Origin of the sequence: Sphingomonas sp. (genome assembly GCF_036402235.1) — a bacterium.
Lineage (GTDB): Bacteria > Pseudomonadota > Alphaproteobacteria > Sphingomonadales > Sphingomonadaceae > Sphingomonas.
Genome location: NZ_DASWTG010000064.1, coordinates 1 through 20,100, shown reverse-complemented (window position 1 = coordinate 20,100; position 20,100 = coordinate 1). Strand labels below are relative to the sequence as shown.

The window sequence follows — 20,100 nt, the reverse complement described above, 5'->3', positions numbered from 1 at the left end:
CGCAGACGGCGTCATCAGCGGCTGAGCCGCTCCGCCACGAACGCCGCCCCGTCGGCGATCCCCTGCCGCGCCACCTCCGCCACCGACATCGCTTCCAGAAAGCTGTGCGTCGCGCCGGGATAGACGATCGCTTCGGTCGCTACGCCCGCGACCCGCAACCGCGCTTCCATCGCCAGCGACTGCTCGGTCAGCAGGTCGCATTCGGGAATCACCAGCAGCACCGGCGGTAGGCCTGCCAGATCGGCGAGCAGCGGGCACGCCAGCGGATCGCTCCGCTCGCGCTCGAAATCGGTCAGATAGTTGGCGTAATAGGCCACCGCCTCGGCGCGATCCATGATCGACCCCGACCCGCCAAAGGACGCCTCGGCCTCGTCCGATACTGCGGTCGAGAAATAGCCGTAGTTGGACAGGATCGCCCGCACCAACCCGCCCTCGCCCCGGTCGCGCAACCGCAGCGCGGCGGCAAAGGACAGGTTGGCTCCAGCCGAATCCCCGCCCATCGCCAGACGCTGCGGATCGATCCCCAGCTCGCCACCGTGCGCCTTGAGCCACAGCATCAGCGCCTCGATCCGGTCGAGCGCGACCGGATATTTATGCTCGGGCGACAGCGGGTAATCGACCCCGATCACCGCGAACCCGCCCGCCGCGGCATATTCGCGCATCAGCCGGTCGTGCGTGTCGATCGAGAACAAGGTGAACCCGCCGCCATGCAGATAGACCAGCGCCGGCGCCGGCTCGCGCACGCCCTCGGGGAAATGCACCCGCACGTGCAGCTTGCCCGCACCCGGATCGAACACGCGCTCGATCGTCCGCGCCATCTCTGGCCCGCCCTCGGTCCAGCGCGCGCGCACCGCCTCGCACACCGCGCGCTGTTCGGGGAAATCCAGCGTGTCGAACGGCGGATGCGCCGCCCAGCGCGCCTTCATCTCAGCCAGGAACGCCGCGATCTCCGGGTCGAGCGTCACTTCACCGGCAGCCACTGCGCGTCTTTCCCTTGCGCGAACCACGGCGCCGGGAGCTTGCGCGCCACCGGCCATAACTCATCGAGCGTATCAGCGTCGAACAGCTGCCCGCCGCGCATCACCAGGCTGACCGACCGCGTGTTGCGGATGTCCGCCAGCGGATCGCGGTCGAACATCACCAGGTCGGCATATTTGCCCGGCTCCAGCGTGCCCATGTCGCCCAGCCGCCCGATCGCCTCCGCCGCGCCAGCAGTCGCCGCGTGCAGCACCGCCATCGGCGTCATCCCGCCCAGCGTGTGTGCTTCCATCTCGTAGTGGAAACCGATCCCCGGCTCGTCGCCATGCGACCCCATCCCCACCAGCGCGCCCGCATCCGCGAGCCGCTTCACGTCCGCCGCCAGCACCGGCATGCGCGACGCGTCGAGCGAGCCCCATTCGCGGTGCCCGAGCTTGTGCGCGATCGCCTGGGGCGACCAGAAGCGCCTGACTTTCGCATCCAGCGCCGGGTCGTATTTCGCGACATAATAATGCCGCCCCGCCGGCCCGCTGGTGTTGACCAGCAGGGTCGAGACATAGCTGGTCCGCGTCAGCGCATAGAGCTTGAGCACGTCCTCCTGCAGCGGCGCGATCGGCAGCGCATGCTCGTTGCCGGCATAGCCATCGAGGATCTGCGTCAGGATCAGCTTGGGGTTGTGGCTGCCCTCGGTGGTCGGAAGGATGCCCTGCTCGCGCGCCGCCACCGCGATCCATTGCCGCACCGTGCGGCTCTCGCCGCGATACTGCTTGATGTTGCGCAGGCCCCACGCCCCGCGATAGCGCCGCACGATCGCCCGCGCCTCGTCGAGCGAGGTGATCCGCTCCTTCGAGAACAAGGCCGGCCCGGTCGAGCGCAGCCGCGGCCCGACGATCAGCCCGGCATCGATCAGGTCCTGATAGGCGACCTGATCGATCCCAAGGGTCGAGGGATCGAACGAGGTCGTCACCCCATAGGCCAGCCGCGCGCGCAGCCCCCATTCCTCATAGCCGATGACGTTGCGCCGCACCCCGCCGATGTGATCGTGATCGTCGATGAAGCCCGGCGCTACCGTCTTGCCATTCAGCTCGCGCACCGGCGTTCCGGCGGGCACGGCAAAGCTCCCGCGCGGCCCGATCGCGGCAATGCGGTCGCCGGTGATCAGGATATCGGCATCCGCGACCACCTTGTCCCCGCCCGCCATCGTCAGCGCGCGTGCCCCGCGCAGCAACAGGCTCCCCGCGGGCCTCGCACGCGGCAGCTCGGCGACCAGCTCGACATGATCCTTCGGCACCGGCGCCCTGGCATCCGGCAGCACCTGCACGAAATTGCCGACCGACCAGATCAGGCTGCCGTCGCCGCGCCAGTCGAAATAGTCGGCGCCCATGTCGGTCACCCGCCGTCCGGGATTGCCCGGCGCGGTCAGATCGATCTCCGCCGCCGGATCGGCCGGGACCGGCGCGACATAGAGCTGCTCGCTGGTCTGCGCCGCGATCCATTTGCCGTCGGCGCTGATCCGCATGTCGTCGGCGGTCGCCAGCACGTCGGTGAAGTAATAGCCCTGCGCCTTGACCATCGCGACGCGCCGCTTCGCCCCCGAAGCGAGATCGACCGCGATCAGCCCCTCGTCGCTCATCAGATAGGCGGTGCCCGGCTGGCCGTTCACGAAATGCGGCTTCTGCCCCAGCCGCCCGCTCGTCACCACGCGCGCCGCGCCGCGCGCGGCCGGAATCGCCACCAGCTCGCCCGGCCGCACCGTCCCGAACTCGAAGCTCGTCTGCTGCCGCGCCGCCGCCGGCGAACGCACCGCCAGAATCGTCTTCCCGTCCGGCGTGAAGGCTGGGTGGGTGTAGAAGGCCGGAACATCGCTCACCTTCACCGGCTTGCCCGATCCGTCGGCGGCGATGGTCCACACCGCTCCGCCCGCGCCCTCGCTCCACGTCACATAGGCGATGCGCCCGCCGTCAGGGCTCCACCCGGGCAGCGAGGGCGGGTCGCCCGCGACCGGCAGCCGCACCGCCGCGCCGCCGTCCACCGCCTGCACATAGACGCTGCCCAATGCCGCGAACGCCACGCGCTTGCCGTCGGGCGAAGGCGTCGTCCCCTGCGGCAGCTTCGCGCGCACCGCCCCGGTCTCCTCGCGAAAACCGATCCGCGTGCCCGGCCCGACCTCAAGGTCGAGCTTCGCCGTGAACGGAATCCGCGTCACGGCCGATCCGTCGACCGGCCGCCGCTCGATCCTGCCATTCACCGCGATCAGGATAGCCTTGCCGTCAGGGGTGAAAGTGTAGCGCGGGATCAGGTCCATCCACGCCGCACCGTTCATCAGGTCGAGCGGCGCCGGACCCAGATCGCGGTCCACGCCCGTCGCCAGCTCGCGCACCCGCAGCCGCGTCTCCGCCATCCGCCGCGTCGCATAGGCGAGCAGCCTGCCGTCGGGCGAGATCGCGGGGCGGAAGAAGGTCTCGCCCCCCGCCTCGCGCCCGCCCGAGCTGCCGATCACCGTCTCTTCCTCGCCGGTCGCGAGGTTCCGCCGCACGATCGTCCATGCCACCGGCTCGTCGAACGACAGGTCGCCCACCCGCCGCGCATAATAGAGCCACCTGCCATCCCTCGACGCCGCCGCGCCCAGCGTGCTCTGCCAGGCGCTGCGCGGCGCGTCGGGCTTCAGTTTCGCCGGTGCGACCAGCTCGCCCGGCCGGCCGTCGACCGGATGCTTCCACAGCTCGTAGCGATCCCAGCGGATGCGGACGCGGCTGACATAGATATGCTTCCCGTCCGCGCTCCATTCGGGCGAGGTGCGCACCGCGCCGTCATCCTCGTCGGTGATCCGCCGCGCCCCGCTGCCGTCCGCGCGCGCGATCCACACATTGTCGCCGCCGGAGCGGTCGCTGACATAGGCGATCCACTTGCCGTCGGGGGAGAAGGTCGGCTGCACCTCGAACGCGATGCCCTGCGCGATCGGCACCGCACGACCGCCGCTAGCGGGCATCGCGTAGAGCTCGCCCAGCATGTCGAACAGGATCGTCTTGCCGTCGGGCGAGACCGCGAGCGACATGAAGGTGCCGCTCGAGACCTCGTAGCTCAGCGTGCGCCGATCCTGCATGGGCAGCGCGTCCTCGGCAAGCACCGGCACCGACAATGCGACGATCGAGACCAGACCCAGCAATGCCCGCTTCATACCAACCCCCGAGAATGACTCGCAGAACCTAGACGGGCGCCTTCCCGTCCGAAACGGGCCAAGACACGCAATCCCCGCCCGCCAAGCCCGTTCAATCCTCCCCCGCCAGGGGGAGGTGGCAGCCGAAGGCTGACGGAGGGGGCGGATGCCAGAACAGAGGTTGGGGAGTCCTCCCCCTCCGTCATGCTGCGCATGCCACCTCCCCCTGGCGGGGGAGGATGATCTCCGCCCGACGTCGCTTCAGCCTCAATGCAGATTCCCATGCGCCCGCGGCTCGCGCATCCGCCAAGCCACCACGAACGCTACCGCGCACACCGCCGAGACGTACCAGGCGAACAGTCCCTCATGCCCCATCTGCTTGAGCATCAGCGCCGCCCATTCGGCGGTGCCGCCGAAGATCGCCGAGGCAATGGCGTGCCCGAGGCCAACGCCGAGCGCACGCACCCGCGCCGGGAACAGCTCGGCTTTGAACAGCCCCGAGACCGAGGTGTAGAAGCTCAATATCGCCAGCGCGGCGAACACCAGCAGCCCCGCGCTCCACAGGTTCTGCGCCTGCCCGATCGCGCCGAGCAACGGCACCGCGAACAGCGTCATGCCCCCGCTGAAGATCAGCAGGTTCGTCCGCCGCCCGATCCGGTCGGACAGCATGCCGAGCACCGGCTGGAGCAGCAGGAAGGCGAAGGTGACGACCAGCATCGTCCGGCTCGCGCTCGCCACGTCCATCCCCGCGGTGTTGACGAGGTATTTCTGCATGTACGTCGTGAAGGTGTAGAGCGTCACCGCCCCCGCAGCGCTCAGCGCCATCACCACGAGCATCGCGCGCGGATGCTGGAACAGCGTCTTGAGGGATCCCGCATCCTCGCCTTTGCCCGCGGGTTCGGCGGTCTCGTGCATCACGTCGCGCAGCAGGATGAACACGCCCGCCAGCACCGCGCCGAGGATGAAGGGCAGCCGCCAGCCCCACTCCCGGATCGCCGCCTCGCTCATCGTCGCCTGCAGCGTGAACACCACCAGCAGCGCGAACAGCTGCCCGCCGATCAGCGTGACGAACTGGAACGAGGCATAGAAGCCGCGCTTCCCCGGCTCGGCGATCTCGCTGAGGTAGGTCGCCGCCGCGCCATATTGCCCGCCGGTGGAAAAGCCCTGCATCAGCCGCGCGACCAGCAGCAGCGCCGGGGCCGCCGCGCCGATCGTGGCATAGGTCGGCAGCACCCCGACGAGCAGCGACCCCGCGCCCATCAGGATCACCGATGCGATCATCGCCGCGCGCCGCCCGTGGCGGTCGGCATAGCGCCCGAAGAACCAGCCACCGAGCGGCCGGATCAGGAAGCCCGCGGCATAGATCGCGGCGACGTTGAGCAGCTGCGCCGTCCGGTCCCCCGCCGGGAAGAAGGCCGAGGCGAAGTACAGCGCGGTGTAAGCATAGGCGTAGAAATCATACCACTCGATCAGATTGCCGACCGATCCCGCGACCGCTGCCTTGGCGCGGGTCTTGCGGTCGAGCGGAACCATCTGCGCCGGGCGCGTGTCGAGCGGGGCGTCCCCGTCAGCGGGCACGCCGATCATTCCGGGAATCCGGGTCATCTTGTCCTCTCCTGCGCGGGCGTCCTCGCGCCCGCTGTCTTTATCCGGCCAGCTCGCGCGAGCGCGCCGCCGCCGCTTCGACGACCTTCCGGGCGAGCCGGTCGATCGCATCCTCCTGATCCATCTGGGCAAGCCCCGCGGCGGTCGTCCCGCCGGGGCTGGTCACTTGCCGCCGCAGCTCGGCCAGCTCCGCCGTATCGGCACCCGCCAGCGCCGCCGCCCCGGTGAAGGTCGCGCGCGCCAGCTGCATCGCGAGGTCAGGCGGCAGCCCTTCCTCCGCCCCCGCTTTGGCCAGCGCTTCGGTGAAGCGGAAGAAATAGGCCGGGCCGCTGCCCGACACCGCCGTCACCGCGTCGATCTGCGCTTCCTCGTCGATCCACACCACCTGGCCGGTCGGGCCGAGCAGCTCGTTGACCGTGGCGAAGTCGCCCACCCGCACGTCGCGCCCGGCGACCGCGGCGGTGATCCCCTGCCCGATCGCCGCGGGCGTGTTGGGCATCGTCCGCACCGTCCGTCCGCTGCCCAAGGCGTCGCTCAAGCCCTGCAACGTGATCCCGGCCATGATCGACACGAACAGCGCGTCATTGCGCGCCAGCGGCCGCAGCGACTCCCCGATCGACGGAAACACCTGCGGCTTCACTGCGAGCACGACAGCCAGCTCGCCCCCGGCCTCTACGTCATCGAGCGAGTCCACCCGCTCCGCCCCCTCGGGCAGCTCGGCCGCCATCGGATCGAACACCAGCACGCGATGCGCGCCATTCCAGCCGCGCGCCATCGCGCCGCCCATCCGTCCGCACCCGACCAGCAACACGTCCATCAGCGAATATCCCTGTAGCGCTCGGCAAGCAGATCCTGCCGCGAACGCGCCGATACCGCACGCCCTTCGATGATCACAGCCGCCGCGTTGGTCGATGGCTCGAGCGGGTCGCCGTCCCACACCACCAGGTCGGCGTCGGCGCCCGCGCTCAGCGTGCCGCCGCCCTTGCTCCAGATGCTCAGCGGATTGACCGTCACCGCGCGCAGCGCATCGGCATAGGGCAGCCCGTTCGCCACCGCGATTCCCGCCCCCTCGCGCAGCGCCAGACCGGCATTGTAGTTGGTATGGATCTTGCCCCCGGCGAGACCGAAGGCGACTTTCACCCCCGCCCGCGTCAGGATCGCGGCATTGTCCTGCCGCGCGCCCAGCTCGTCGAAGCCGCCGGGCAGGTTGGTCGATGGATCGAGCACCACCGGGATCTTCGCCGCCGCAAGTTGCTCGGCGGCGCGCCACGCCTGCGCGCCCTCGACGATGATCACGCGGATGCCGAACTCGCTGGCCAGCGCGATCGCCTCGCGAATGTCGGATTCGCGGTTGGTGTGGATCGCCAGCGGCGCCTCGCCTGCGATCACGCCGCGGATCAGCTCCTCGCCCGCGCGGCGTCCCTGCCCCGGCGGCGGACCGCGGCGGTCGCGCTTCTTGTCGTCGCCCGCATCGCGCCCCGCCGCCGCGCGCTTCGCATCGCCCAGCGCCTTGCGCAGCACCGCCCATTGCTGCGCGCGCGATCCGACCCGATCCCACGCCCCGCCGCCGATCACCGCATAGACCGCCACCTCGCGCTCGCCGAGGATGTCGACGCCCTCGCGGAAGCGCGCGATCGCCGGCTCCCCCGCGAACACCGGGATGCGGGAATTCGCCGGATAGATCAGCGCCCGCGTGATGCCGTCGGCACGGGTCAGGCTCACCAATGTCGAATTGCCGTTGAGCGCGCGCGACGGATCGAAGCCGGGATTGCGCTCGTCGGCCGATCCCTGGTCGCGCGTGTCGGCCGACGCGGTCTCGATCAGTCCCACTTGAGTCGCGCCGTTCATCAGCCCCGGCGTCACCGGCTTGCCGTGCGCGTCGATCACCGTGGCCCCCTGCGGCACACCGCCGCCCGGCGTGACCGAGACGATCCTGCCGTTCTCGATGATGATAGTCGCGTCCCGGACCGGCTCGCCCGATTCCATCGTCCACGCCTCGGCATGGGTGACCGCAATCGTCTGCGCCGCGGCGGGCGGGGCGACGAGCGCCAGCAGCACGAACAGACCCAAAGCCGTCACCCCGGCCTTGTGCCGGGGTCCACCGGGCAGCAAGCGATGCCCTTGACCCTTTTGTGTCAGCAAAGGTGGGCGGGTGGACCCCGGCACAAGGCCGGGGTGACGAGTCAGGCGGTTAATCCGCGTCACCGCACGCCTCCCCGTTCCAGCTCGAAGTCGGACACGGGCGCCGCGGGCGGCTTCGACCGGTCCCACGCCACCGCGCCGTCGATCAGCACCAGATCGGCCTTGGTGTAGATGCTGAACGGATCGCCCGACCACAGCACCAGATCCGCCTGATAGCCGGCTTTCAGCGTCCCCACCCGGTCCGACAGCCCCAGCAGTTTCGCCGGGTTGCTCGTGGTCCATTTGATCATCGTCTCGGGCGGCGTCTCGATCCCGATCCGCCGTCCCGCCGCCGCAGCCTTGGCCGCGGCGATGTTGAGCCGCTGGCCGTCCGCCGCCGAGTCCGAATGCATCATCACGCACACGCCCGCGCGCTCGAGCAAAGGCGCTTCGGCGCGGATCGCGTCCTGCGCCTCGATCTTGAAGCCCCACCAGTCGGCCCACACCGCCGCGCAGGTGCCGCTCTCGCGGAGCAGCCCGGGGATCTTGTATGCCTCGGTCGCATGGTGGATCGCGCCGATGCGGAAGCCGAATTCTTGCCCCACCGCCAGCACCGATGCGATGTCGTTGGCGCGATAGCAATGCAGGTTCACGCGGATGTCGCCCGCCATGATGCCGAGCAACGCTTCCTTCTTGAGATCGCGCCCCGCCTTGCCCGCGGCGCGCTCGCGGCCATAGGCCTGCGCGTCAAGGAACGCCTGCCGCATATAGGCGATCACGCCCTGCCGGCTGGTCGGCCCCTCATTATCGTCGTCGGCGCCCCAGCTCTTGGGGTTCTCGCCGCACGCCATCTTGAAGCCCCGCGCGCTGCCCGCGACCTTCATGTCCCACACCGTCGCGCCGCGCACCGGCTTCACCACCACCGATCGCCCGGCGAAGATCGGCGTCGACCCGGGCAGGATCTGCATCGTCGTCACGCCGTTCATCAGCGCTCGGTCGAAGCCCATGTCCTGCGGATTGACCGCGGTCTCGATCCAGGTGTCGGCGCCGTTGGGGCTGCTCACCTCGGCGACGTCGCTCGCCTCGCGGTCGATGTCGGTCAGCGGCACGACGAAAGTGCCGTTGTGCGTGTGCACGTCGATCACCCCCGGGGTGACCCAGCGCCCCTTGGCATCGACCTCGCGCACGCCGGGATTGGCCAGCGCCTTGCCGACCGCGGCGATCCTGCCGCCGCGCACCAGCACGTCGCCGCCGTCGATCCGCCCGCCCGCGCCGTCGAGGATCGTCGCGCCGCGCAGCAGCATGTCGTCGGGCGCGGCGGCCTTGTAGCGACTCGGGAACGGATCGTCCTTCCACGGCGCCGGGCGGACCTGCGCCCCGACCGGCGCGGCCAGCAACGCCGCCGCTGCGATCGGCGAACCGAACCCTGCCCCCTTCGCCATCGTCACCGCCCCCGGTTGAACCTCTTCATCCACGCCACGCTGTCGGCATCGGGCAACGCCCCGAGGATCGCACGCAGCGTCGCGCCGTCCTCGTCCTGCCCCAGCTTGAACTTGCCCGAAAGCCCGGTGACACGCGCCCGGAAGCCGATGATCCGCGTCAGCATGCCCGTGTAGCGCGGTCCCAGCTCCCCGATGCTCCAGGGTGCCGCGCGTCCCGCCTCCATCGCGTCGATCAGGACCTTGAGCGAAGTTTCGGTCAGCGCCTCGTCGAACGCCACCTCCGCACCGATCTTCACCTGTGCATAGTTCCAGGTCGGCGCCCAGTCGCGCCGCCCGGCATGCTCGGGGCTGACATAGGCGTCGGGCCCGCTGAAGAGGATCGTCGCGCGCGGATCCTCGCGCAGCGCATGGTGCAGCGGATTGGACCGCATCAGATGCCCGATCAGCTCGATCAGCCGCCCCTCCCCGTCATAGACGCCGATCAGCGGCAACAGGCTCGCCTCCGTCGCGCCCGCCCCGCCGCCACATACCCAGGCGAGCGGATAGCCTTCGACTAGCGCGCGCACGTCCGCCGCGTCGAAGCGCTCGAACAACGGTCGCTCGTCCCGCGTTTCCGCCACGCCTGCGCTCCCTTCAGCTTCGCCCATTTGCCCCGATGCCTGCGATTGATGGCCCCCTTCTTCCCCAGGGTTCGGGGAGCGGCAAGCACCAAGACCGAAAAGCATCGGGGTCCAGCCCGGCGTTGCCAGCACGGATTTCCCGCGCTAGCCTTGGCCCCCATCATCGTTTTCAATGATGGAAGGAACTGGTCCAATGCTGCGTCCATGGCAGGTCAGCCTGGGGGAGCGCATCGACCCCGCGCGCGACGTCCCGATCTATATGCAGATCATCCAGGCGCTGATTCGCGACATCGAACGCGGGCGCCTCACCTCGGGCACCTACCTCCCCTCCAGCCGCGAGCTCGCGCATATCCTTGGCGTCAACCGCAAGACCGTGGTGCTGGCTTACGAGGATCTGATCGCGCAGGGCTGGCTCGATTCGGCCGGCACGCGCGGCACGATGGTCTCCGCCTCGCTGCCCGAGCCCGCGAACAAGCAGCGGACCGAGGCCGAGGCGACGATGAGCAACGTGCCGGTCGACTATCGCTTCGCCACGCCGCCCGAACGCCCGCTCGCGCTCCCCGCCGGCCCCGGCCTCAAGATCGACGAGGGCGCACCCGACGGCCGCCTCTTCCCCGCCGAGCTGCTCGCCCGCGCCTATCGCTCCGCCGCGCACAGGGCATCGCGCGAGAACCGCTTCCAGTACGGCAATCCGCGCGGCACCCCGGCGCTGCGCGAGAGCATCGCGACGATGCTCAAGAGCCAGCGCGGCCTGCCCGTCACCGCGGAGAATATCTGCATCACCCGCGGCAGCCAGAACGGCATCTTCCTCGCCGCGCAGGTGCTCGTCCGCCCCGGCGACACGGTGATCGTCGAGGCGCTGACCTATGAGCCCGCGGTCGCCGCCTTCCGGGCGCTCGGCGCCAATGTCGTCGCGGTCGGGCTGGACGAGGACGGGATCGACATCGACGCGGTCGAGCATGCCTGCCGCCGCAACGCGGTACGCGCGGTGTTCGTGACCCCGCACCACCAGTTCCCGACCACCGTCTCGCTCCGCCCCGAGCGCCGCCTGCGCCTGCTCGAGCTGTCGCACCAGTTCGGCTTCGCGATCATCGAGGACGATTACGACCACGAATTCCATTTCGAATCGCAGCCGCTGCTGCCGATGGCCGGTTACGGCCCCGGCCACGTCATCTATGTCGGCTCGATGTCGAAGCTGCTGCTCCCGGCGCTGCGCATCGGCTATGTCGCTGCGCCGCCGCCGGTGATCGACGCGATCGCGCACATGGTCTCGCTCACCGACGGCATGGGCAACGCCCTCACCGAAGACGCCGCCGCCGAGCTGATCGAGAATGGCGAACTGCGCCGTCATGCGCGAAAGGTGCGGCAGGTCTATGCCAAGCGCCGCGAGAGCTTCGCCGCCGAGATCGACCGCACGCTCGGCGACATCGCCGACTACAAGATGCCCGATGGCGGCCTCGCCTTCTGGCTGCGCTTCCGCACCGATCTCGACGCAATGGAGGCGCGCGCGGCGGCGATGGGGCTGCGCTTCGCGTCGTCGCGCTCGTTCATGACCCGCGACGACGCCCCGCGCGGCCTGCGCATCGGCTTCGCCAGCCTCAACGAGCACGAGGCGAAGACCGCCGTCGCGGCCCTGCGTGAGGCGGCTGGGTAGGGCAGTGCCGCACCTTTCTCAATCCTCCCCCGCCAGGGGGAGGATTGAACCAGACCTTGGTCCCCTCCTGCCCCACACAGTTGGATGTTTTCCGCTCCACCGCAAAGGCGGACCCTTAGGCAAAAGGGAGGACAACAAATGAAGCACCTCGCACTGGCCGTCGCCGCATTGGCCCTGCCGCTGGTTCCTGCCGCGGCGCAGGAAGCGCCCAAGCCCAGCCCCGCGCAGGAGGCCTGGCCCGAGGCGTGGTTCGAGATCTTCAAGCTCGCGCCGGGCAAGCAGGAGGAGTTCATCCGCCGCATCGCCCAGGCGGACGCGGTCGCCGCGGCGGGCGGCCAGCCGCCGATCCAGCTCTTCTTCCATGAGAATGGCGCGGACTTCGACGTCATCATCTTCAAGCCCGTCACCGGCTTCAAGCCGACCCCGGCGCAGCAGGCGGCGATGGATGCCAAGCGCAAGGAACTGGGCATGGAAAGCGGCCCGGCCTATTTCGTCGGCATCCGTGAGTTGATCGCCGAGCATACCGATTCCAAGACCTACGGCCCGCTCTCCGCTGCGACCTGGCTCGCCCGGCTCGACAAATGGCGCGCCGAGAACCCGCCCCGCAAGAAGGGGGGGCAGTGATGCCCGGACGCCGCACATTCCTCGCGCTCGGCGCCGGCACGGCGGCGGCCGCGGTCACGCACAGCGCCTTCGCGGCCGAGGGCGACCTCGACACCGCCTATATCAACGCGAAGGTCTGGACCGGCGCCGGCCCCACCGTCCGCGCGGACGCGATCGGGGTGAAGGGCGACCGCATCGCCGCGATCGGTGCCGATGCGGTGCGCGCGCGCACCGGCAAGCGCACGCGGGTGATCGACCTTCAGGGCGCGTTCGTCACCCCCGGCTTCATCGATCCGCACGTCCATTTCGTGATGGCTTCGACCATGTTGTCGCAGCCCTCGTTGCGCGACGCCGCCAATCCCAGGGAATTCGTCGATCGCATCGCCGCCGCCGCGAAGGCGCTGCCCAGGGGCGAATGGCTTCAGGGCGGCAACTGGGACCAGGACCGCTGGGGCGGCGAGATGCCGCACCGCAAATGGATCGACGCCGTCACCCCCGACACCCCCGTCGCTGTAGTGCGCTACGATCTCCACATGATGTTCCTCAACTCGCTGGCGCTCAAGCTCGCGGGAATCGACCGCAACACCGTCGCCCCACCGGGCGGGGTGATCGAGAAGGACGCCGACGGCGAGCCGACCGGGATCGTCAAGGACACCGTCAAGGAAATGGTGCTGCGCGCGATCGGCACGCCGACGCCCGGCCAGATCGACGCCGCCACGCGCCGCGGCATCGATCTCGCGCTCAGCAAGGGGGTGACGCAAGTCCACCCGACCGAGCTCGAGACGAACAGCTTCGATTCGACCCGCCGCCTGCGCGCGAAGGGCGAGACCGGCCTTCGCTTCCGCCATTATCTCCCGCTCAAGGACTGGGAGGCACAGGCCGCGCTCATCAAGGAAGAGGGCCGCGGCGACGACTGGGTCCAGTGGGGCGCGTGCAAGGTGGTGTTCGACGGCTCGCTCGGCTCGCGCACCGCACGCTTCTACGAGCCCTATCATGACGAGCCCGGCACGCGCGGCGTGATCGTCACCGATCCCGGCGATCTCAAGCGCTGGATCACCGGCGCGGACAAGGCGGGCATCCAGGTCACCACCCATGCGATCGGCGACGAGGCCAACGACATCGTCCTCGACACCTTCGCCGCGGTGGCCAAGGCCAACGGCCCGCGCGACCGCCGCTTCCGCGTCGAGCATGTCCAGCACATGAAGCCAGCAGCGATCGCGCGCTTCAAGGCGCAGGACGTGATCGCCTCGGTCCAGCCCTATCACGCGATCGACGACGGCCGCTGGGCGGTGCGCCGCATCGGCGAGGAGCGGCTGAAGACCAGCTTCGCCTTCGGCTCGCTGGTCCGCTCGGGCGCGCATGTCTGCATGGGATCGGACTGGCCGGTCGCGCCGATCGATCCGCTCACCGGGCTCGAGGCCGCGGTCGACCGCGAGACGATCGACGGCAAGAACCCGAACGGCTGGTTCCCCGAACAGCGCATCACGCTCGCCCAGGCGATGCGCTGCTATACGCGCGAGGGTGCCTGGGCCGGATTCAACGACACGAAGATGGGCCTGATCGCCCCCGGCTTCCTCGCCGATTTCGTGGTTTGGGACCATGATTTCTTCGCGATCGATCCGCACGCGCTGCCCAAAACCCGGGTGTTGCGCACGATCGTGGGCGGGGTCCAGCGTTTCGGTTGAAACGCTTACCCGCCGTCGTTCGTATATTACCCGACTGGACCCTTGCACATCCTCAAACTGGATGTTTCGCGGCCCAATCCCGACTCGCATGTTACCGTCACGATACAGAGCCTGGCCCAGATCAGGCGCGTATCGGGAGGGACACGCAACACCAGTTTCGGGGGAGTTTGGATCATGTCTGCCCATCATATCGCCGTCAGGGGAGCCGCCGTCGCAGCCCTCGCCGCCGCGCTCGCCGCACCCGCCTTTGCGCAGGAAGCGGCGGAGAGCGAGGACGTCGTCATCACCGCGCAGCGCGACAACCAGACCCAGGTCAGCCGCAACGGCTCGCTCGGCGCACTGGGCGACAAGGACGCGATGGACACGCCGTTCGCGGTCAAGAGCTATAACGAGGCGCTGATCCTCAACCAGCAGCCGCTGACGCTCGGCGCGGTGCTCGAGAACGATCCCTCGGTCCGCACCACGCTCGGCTTCGGCAACATGTCCGAGCAGTTCGTCGTCCGCGGCTTCAACCTGTTCGGTGAGGATATCGCGATCGACGGGCTGTTCGGCGTCACGCCGCGCCAGCTCGTCTCGCCCGAGCTCTACGACCAGATCCAGATCCTCAACGGCGCCAGCGCCTTCCTGTTCGGCGCCGCGCCGGGCGGCTCGGCGCTGGGCGGCACCGTCAACCTCACGCCCAAGCGCGCCAAGGACCGCGACACCAACCGCCTCACCGTCAACTATCTCTCGGACAGCCACTTCGGCGGAGCGTTCGACTTCGGCCGCCGCTTCGGCGAAGGCAAGGCGTTCGGCGCACGCATCAACGGCGCGTTCCGCTCGGGCGACATCGCGATCGACGACGAATTCCGCCGCTCGGCGGTGGTCGGCGGCAGCTTCGACTGGAGCACCGGCAATCTGCGCGTCAGCCTCGATCTTGCCTATCAGAACGTCAAGGCGCAGCACATGCGCCCGATGGTCCAGCTCAACAATAAGTACGGCACGGTCACCGCGGTGCCGGCCCCGCCGCGCGCCGACCTCAACTATGGCCAGCCCTGGTACAACCAGACGATCCGCGACGTCTTCGGCATCTTCAAGCTCGAATATGACCTGACCGAGAACCTCATGTTCTACGCCTCGGCCGGCGCGCGCGACACCGCCGAGCGCGGCATCTATCAGGGATTCCAGCTGCTCAATTCGACCACCGGCGCAGCGTTCGTGACCGGCTCGAACATCCCGCGCAACGACAATAACGAAGCGGCGCAGGCCGGCCTCCGCTTCAAGGGCGAAGGCTGGGGCATCACCCACCAGCTCAACCTGGGCTATTCGCACAGCCGCTACGTCAACCGGAACGCCTATGAATTCGGGCGCTTCGATGACGATGCCGTCAACGGCACCAATCTGAACAACCTCTACGCGCCTCGGGCCGTCGCGACCCCGGCATTCACCGCGCTGCGCGCGGGCAATCTCGCCGATCCCAACCCGGCCAACCGCACGCGCCTCGACAGCATCTTCGTGTCCGACACGCTCGGCTTTGCCGACGATATGGTTCAGGTGACGCTGGGCCTGCGGCACCAGAATATCCACTTTCGTGCCTACAACATCACCACCCGCGCCCAGACGAGCGAGTATAACGAGGGCACGACCACCCCGGTGGTCGGCATCGTGATCCGTCCCAGCGAAAAGGTCTCGCTCTACGCCAACCGCATCGAGGCGCTGGTCCAGGGCCCGGTCGCCGGCGCGGGCACGATCAATGTCGGCCAGGTGTTCCCGCCCTATCAGGCGGTGCAGTACGAGATTGGCGGCAAGATCGCGCTTGGCCGCTTCAACGCCTCGATCGCGGCCTTCCAGACCGATCGGCCGCAGACGCTGAACGAAGCAACCCCGGGCGGAACCGTATTCACCCTCAACGGCCTGCAACGCAACAAGGGCATCGAGATCAGCGTCGATGGCGAGCCGGTCGACGGCTTGCGCATCATCGCCGGCATCTCGGTCACCGACGCCAAGCAGCGCCGCACCGCCGGGGGGCTGACCGATGGCCGCGACGCGATCGGCGTGCCGGAGTACACCGCCAACGCCAATATCGAGTGGGACGTCTATGGCGGCCTCACCCTCACCGGCCGCGTCATGCAGACCGGCAAGCAGGCGGTGAACCTCACCAACACGCTCGAACTGCCCGAATGGACCCGCTTCGACCTCGGCGCGCGCTACGTCGTCGCGATCGGCGAAGCCCCGGTCACCTTCCGCTTCAACGTCGATAACGTCGCAAACGAGCGCTACTGGGCATCGTCGCTCGGCGGCTATCTCGTCCAGGGCATGCCGCGCACCTACAAGGCATCGGCGACGATCGACTTCTAGGCAATGGCAGCCGTCGAATCCTCCCCCGCCAGGGGGAGGTGTCAGCGCAGCTGACTGAGGGGGAGGATGCCAGACGAGCGTTGTGCTTCCTCCCCCCGTCGCCCTGCCCTGACCGGCCCAGCCGATCGCATCGAACACGCCGAAAATAGGGACCAGCCTCAAGCTACCCACCTGCTATCGAGAATGCGTTTCATCCTCGCAAATAGACCGGGCGTCGCCGGGCTTACCGCCGGCGCATTGGTCCCCAATCCTTTCCTGAAAGTGGATGTGTTGCGGTCCTGATCGGCGCGTCACACCGCTGGGATGACCGCCCCTGCCCCGCCCGTGCGGCCCTCGCTGCGCCGCACCCTGTTCAAGGCCCATCGCTGGCTCAGCCTCGGCGCCGCCGTCTTCTGGCTGCTCCAGGCGGTCACCGGCATCCTGATCGTGTTCCACTGGGAGATCACCGACGCCGGCATCGCCGGCGCGCACCGCCCCACCGATCTCGCCGCGATCGAGCGCCGCATCGCCGCGCTCGCGCCGCCCGGCACGGCCGAGGTCGGCTCGATCTGGACCGCCGCCGGCGCGCCGGACCGCTACAACGTCTATTACACCGATGCCGAAGGGACGAGCCGCTCGGCCCGCATCGCCGGCGACGGCACCATCCTCCACAGGCCACGCCCCGACGAACAGAGCGTGATGGGCTTCCTGGTCGGCTTCCACCACGATCTGCTGGGCAGCTGGGGCAGCTGGATCGTCGCGATCAGCGGCGTGCTGCTCTGCTCCAACCTGATCCTCGGCCTGATCGCTGCATGGCCCCGGCGCGGCACCTGGCGTCTCGCGCTCAAGCCCGCCGCGCGCGGCCCGGCGGCCCCGCGCCTCTACAGCTGGCACCGCGCGCTGGGCCTGTGGGCGGTCGTCCCCGCGCTCGTCATCGCGGCGACCGGCACCATGCTCAAGTTCGAGGACGGGCTGGGCGATCTCCTCGGCGCGGCGCCCGTAGCGCTTCCACCCAATCCGCCGGCGGGCGCGCCCATCGGCTTCGCTGCGGCCGCGCGCGCCGGCCTCGCCGCGCTTCCCGGCAGCACCCTCACCCAGGCCGCCTGGCCCAAGCCCGACGACGCCACCTGGCGCATCCGCGTCCGGGCGCCGGGCGAGATCCGCCGCGCCTATGGCGGCAGCTTCGTGCTGGTCGACGCCAATAGCGGCAAGGTGCGCGGCATCTTCCCGATCGCCGATGCCGCCCCCGCCGATGCCTTCATGAGCGCGCTCTTCCCGATCCACACCGGCGAGGCCGGCGGCATCATCGGCCGCCTCCTCTCGATCGCGATCGGCCTGTGGCTGGTGACGATGATCGTCGCGGGCACGCTCCTCTGGCTCAAGCGCCGCAAGCCGCGCGCAAGGGGATAGGCGCATGCGCGGCGCCTTCCGCTCTGCCCTCGCCGCGACCGCGCTCGCCGCGCTTCCGGTCCAGGCGCAGGAAAGCCGCCTTGACGCGCTCGAGCGCCGCCTCGCCGAGCAACAGGCGCGCATCCAGCAATTGGAGGCGCAGGTCGCGCAGCAGGCGGCGCAGCTGAAGCAGGGCAACGCGCCGATCCCCGCGACGCCCGTGCCCCAGATCGCCGCAGCGGTTCCGGCACCGCCCCCCGCTCCTGCGATCACCCTGGCATCCTCCGCCGCCGCGTTCCATATCCCCGGCGTCGACGTCAGCGGCGATCTGCGCGTGCGCCAGGAATGGAACACCGGCGCCGCGCGCAATCGCTCGCGCTCGGCTCTCCGCGCCCGCCTGCGCGCCAGCTATGCGGTGAGCGACCGCTTCGCGATCGGCGCGGAGCTGGCCACCGGGGATCCCGACGATCCCAACTCGACCGACGTCACGCTCGGCAATTTCCTCGACGACCTCAACGTCTCGCTCGATCAGGCATGGATCCGCTACACCGCGGGCGGCCTAATCGTTCATGCGGGCAAGTTCCCCCAGATCTTCCAGCGCACCGACATGATATGGGACGGCGACGTCCTGCCCGAGGGCCTCGGCGCCAGCTACGCGCTCGATCTCGGCAACGGCACCCGGCTCGACGCCCGCGCGCTGTACTTCGTGATCGACGAGGCACCCACCGCGCGCGACAGCGACATGCTCGGCGGCCAGATCAACGCCGCCGTCCCGCTCGCCTCCGATCTGCGGCTCGCGCTGTCGGGCAGCTACTATCACTACCGCCTCGGCTCGATCGCCGGCGCCGACGCCGGCGACTTCCGCGGCAACCTCGTCTCCGGCGGCCGCTATCTCTCCGATTTCCATCTGGTCGAGGGTCTCGGCACGCTCACCTATGCCGGCCTGTCGCCGCGCTGGCCGCTCGCCCTGACCGCCGACTATGTCCGCAACCTCGGCGCCGCGGTGCCCGGCGACACCGGCTTCAGCGTCGAACTCGCCGCCGGCCGCATCGCGCAGCGCGGCGACTGGCGCGCCGCCTACACTTATTCGGAGGTTCAGGTCGATGCGGTGTTCGCCGCGTTCAGCCACGACAATCTCGATCTCTCGACCAACTACCAGCTGCACGGCTTCGGCCTCGGCTATGTCCCCGCCAGCAACCTGCTGCTCGACCTCGCCTGGTATCACTACCGCCCGCTCGACGCGCGCTACACCACCGCGCCGCCCGACTGGCTCGACCGCGTCCGCCTCAACTTCATGGTCAGCTTCTGATGCTGCTTCCCGCCCTCGCCCTCGCTCTTGCCGGAGAAGCCCCGCCCGCCCCGCCGCAGGACGGCACCCGCCCGCACAGCCACACTCATGCGCCCGCCGAGATCGAGGAAGCGCACGGCCCGCTTCTCTTCCAGCTCACCTATACCGCCGAACTGATCGGCAACGCCGCCGGCGGCGTCCGCCGCGGCGCGCGCTATCTCGACAATCTCGACCTGGTGTTCGAGGCGGATCTGGAGAAGGCCGCGGGCTGGACCGGCGCGCAGCTGCACCTGTACGGCCTCTACAATAACGGCAATTCGATCAGCGACCTGGTCGGCGACAGCCATGCCGTCAGCAATATCGAGACCGGCGTGCGCGCCTTCCGCCTGTACGAGGCATGGATCGACCAGAAGTTCGGCGAGCGGGTCTCGCTGCGCGCGGGCCTGTACGACCTCAACTCGGAGTTCGACGCGCTCGATGCCTCGGGCCTGTTCGTCGGCAGCGCGCACGGCATCGGCACCGATTTCAGCCAGACCGGGCGGAACGGCCCGTCGATCTTCCCCTCGACCTCGCTCGCCGCGCGGCTCCAGGTCGAGCCGGCGGAAGCCTGGGCGGTCCGCGCCGCGGTGCTCGACGCCGTCCCCGGCGATCCCGCCCGCCCCGGCCGCACCGTCATCCGCCTAAGCAAGGACGAGGGCGCGCTGCTCGTCGGCGAGGTGCAGGCACCGCTCGGCGCCGGGGGCAAGCTCCTCCTCGGCCATTGGCGCTACACCGCGCGCTTCGATCGCACCGACGGCAGCGGCACCGCAGCCGGCAACGCCGGCACCTATATCCGCGCCGAGCTTCCGCTCAGCGCCGCCCCCGGCCGCAAGCTCGACGGCTTCGCCCGCGCCGGCACCGCCAGCGGCCGCTTCAACATGTTCGATTTCTTCCTGAGCACGGGCGTCAAATTCACCGGCTGGATCCCCGGGCGCGACGCGGACGAGTTCGGCATCGCGCTCGCCGCCGGCTTCACATCGGAGCCTTACCGCACCGTCACCGGCGCCTCGGCCGCGGAGATCGCGATCGAGGCGACGTACCGCGCCCAGCTCGCCCCGTGGCTCGCGATCCAGCCCCACGCCCAATATATCCGCCGTCCCTCGGCCGATCCCACGGTCCCCGACGCCCTCGTCATCGGGCTGCGCACCGAAATCGGCTTCGACCTGTTCGATCTCGTGAACTGAACTCAATCCTCCCCCGCCA

General features: G+C 69.4%; 14 protein-coding genes. 7 read left to right on the top strand and 7 right to left on the bottom strand.

Annotated elements, in window-relative coordinates:
- Positions 1–14: 14 nt before the first annotated feature.
- The 7 genes from VGD28_RS13525 to VGD28_RS13495 all read right to left on the bottom strand — a co-directional run bounded on the left by VGD28_RS13525 (position 15) and on the right by VGD28_RS13495 (position 9,923).
- Entirely contained in the window at positions 15–980 is a 966-nt protein-coding gene (locus tag VGD28_RS13525) for an alpha/beta hydrolase fold domain-containing protein (protein WP_331028874.1), read from the bottom strand.
- A complete protein-coding gene (locus tag VGD28_RS13520; RefSeq protein WP_331028873.1) occupies positions 962–4,156 on the bottom strand; it encodes an amidohydrolase family protein in 3,195 nt (1,064 codons plus the stop codon). The genes VGD28_RS13525 and VGD28_RS13520 overlap by 19 nt, the downstream gene beginning before the upstream one ends.
- 246 nt (positions 4,157–4,402) lie before the next feature.
- Positions 4,403–5,740 (bottom strand): MFS transporter, encoded by a 1,338-nt coding sequence (locus VGD28_RS13515; protein WP_331028872.1) that lies wholly within the window; start codon positions 5,738–5,740, stop codon positions 4,403–4,405.
- Between the two features lie 40 nt (positions 5,741–5,780).
- On the bottom strand, positions 5,781–6,557 hold the full coding sequence (proC, locus tag VGD28_RS13510; RefSeq protein ID WP_331028871.1) for a pyrroline-5-carboxylate reductase: 777 nt from the start codon (positions 6,555–6,557) through the stop codon (positions 5,781–5,783).
- Positions 6,557–7,819: an amidohydrolase family protein gene (locus VGD28_RS13505; protein WP_331028870.1), complete on the bottom strand. Its 1,263-nt coding sequence runs from the start codon at positions 7,817–7,819 to the stop codon at positions 6,557–6,559. Before VGD28_RS13505 ends, proC begins: the two co-directional genes overlap by 1 nt.
- Before the next feature lie 122 nt (positions 7,820–7,941).
- Complete coding sequence (locus VGD28_RS13500) at positions 7,942–9,303, bottom strand: amidohydrolase family protein (protein ID WP_331028869.1); 1,362 nt, start codon at positions 9,301–9,303, stop codon at positions 7,942–7,944.
- 2 nt (positions 9,304–9,305) lie between these two features.
- Positions 9,306–9,923, bottom strand: a complete 618-nt coding sequence (locus VGD28_RS13495; RefSeq protein ID WP_331028868.1) for an FMN-binding negative transcriptional regulator — start codon at positions 9,921–9,923, stop codon at positions 9,306–9,308.
- Between the two features lie 193 nt (positions 9,924–10,116).
- Between VGD28_RS13495 and VGD28_RS13490 the strand changes: the two genes are divergently transcribed.
- The 7 genes from VGD28_RS13490 (at position 10,117) to VGD28_RS13460 (ending at position 20,081) form a co-directional block, all read left to right on the top strand.
- Entirely contained in the window at positions 10,117–11,577 is a 1,461-nt protein-coding gene (locus VGD28_RS13490; RefSeq protein ID WP_331028867.1) for a PLP-dependent aminotransferase family protein, read from the top strand.
- Positions 11,578–11,715: 138 nt separating this feature from the next.
- Complete coding sequence (locus VGD28_RS13485) at positions 11,716–12,201, top strand: hypothetical protein (protein WP_331028866.1); 486 nt, start codon at positions 11,716–11,718, stop codon at positions 12,199–12,201.
- Positions 12,201–13,865: an amidohydrolase gene (locus VGD28_RS13480; RefSeq protein ID WP_331028865.1), complete on the top strand. Its 1,665-nt coding sequence runs from the start codon at positions 12,201–12,203 to the stop codon at positions 13,863–13,865. The genes VGD28_RS13485 and VGD28_RS13480 overlap by 1 nt, the downstream gene beginning before the upstream one ends.
- A gap of 174 nt (positions 13,866–14,039) precedes the next feature.
- Entirely contained in the window at positions 14,040–16,202 is a 2,163-nt protein-coding gene (locus tag VGD28_RS13475) for a TonB-dependent siderophore receptor (protein ID WP_331028864.1), read from the top strand.
- Between the two features lie 303 nt (positions 16,203–16,505).
- Positions 16,506–17,591, top strand: coding sequence for a PepSY-associated TM helix domain-containing protein (locus VGD28_RS13470; RefSeq protein ID WP_331028863.1), 1,086 nt, complete (start codon positions 16,506–16,508; stop codon positions 17,589–17,591).
- A 4-nt stretch (positions 17,592–17,595) separates the two neighbouring features.
- A complete protein-coding gene (locus tag VGD28_RS13465; protein WP_331028862.1) occupies positions 17,596–18,879 on the top strand; it encodes a putative porin in 1,284 nt (427 codons plus the stop codon).
- Positions 18,879–20,081: a carbohydrate porin gene (locus VGD28_RS13460; protein WP_331028861.1), complete on the top strand. Its 1,203-nt coding sequence runs from the start codon at positions 18,879–18,881 to the stop codon at positions 20,079–20,081. Before VGD28_RS13465 ends, VGD28_RS13460 begins: the two co-directional genes overlap by 1 nt.
- The last annotated feature ends 19 nt before the right edge of the window (positions 20,082–20,100 follow it).

Excerpts from the sequence above, each read along its gene's own strand:
- VGD28_RS13465 (WP_331028862.1), top strand. The coding sequence starts at position 17,596 with ATGCGCGGCGCCTTCCGCTCTGCCCTCGCCGCGACCGCGCTCGCCGCG.
- VGD28_RS13490 (WP_331028867.1), top strand. The coding sequence starts at position 10,117 with ATGCTGCGTCCATGGCAGGTCAGCCTGGGGGAGCGCATCGACCCCGCG.
- VGD28_RS13520 (WP_331028873.1), bottom strand. The coding sequence starts at position 4,156 with ATGAAGCGGGCATTGCTGGGTCTGGTCTCGATCGTCGCATTGTCGGTG.
- VGD28_RS13515 (WP_331028872.1), bottom strand. The coding sequence starts at position 5,740 with ATGACCCGGATTCCCGGAATGATCGGCGTGCCCGCTGACGGGGACGCC.
- VGD28_RS13480 (WP_331028865.1), top strand. The coding sequence starts at position 12,201 with ATGCCCGGACGCCGCACATTCCTCGCGCTCGGCGCCGGCACGGCGGCG.
- VGD28_RS13470 (WP_331028863.1), top strand. The coding sequence starts at position 16,506 with ATGACCGCCCCTGCCCCGCCCGTGCGGCCCTCGCTGCGCCGCACCCTG.
- VGD28_RS13485 (WP_331028866.1), top strand. The coding sequence starts at position 11,716 with ATGAAGCACCTCGCACTGGCCGTCGCCGCATTGGCCCTGCCGCTGGTT.
- VGD28_RS13500 (WP_331028869.1), bottom strand. The coding sequence starts at position 9,303 with ATGGCGAAGGGGGCAGGGTTCGGTTCGCCGATCGCAGCGGCGGCGTTG.
- VGD28_RS13460 (WP_331028861.1), top strand. The coding sequence starts at position 18,879 with ATGCTGCTTCCCGCCCTCGCCCTCGCTCTTGCCGGAGAAGCCCCGCCC.
- proC (WP_331028871.1), bottom strand. The coding sequence starts at position 6,557 with ATGGACGTGTTGCTGGTCGGGTGCGGACGGATGGGCGGCGCGATGGCG.
- VGD28_RS13475 (WP_331028864.1), top strand. The coding sequence starts at position 14,040 with ATGTCTGCCCATCATATCGCCGTCAGGGGAGCCGCCGTCGCAGCCCTC.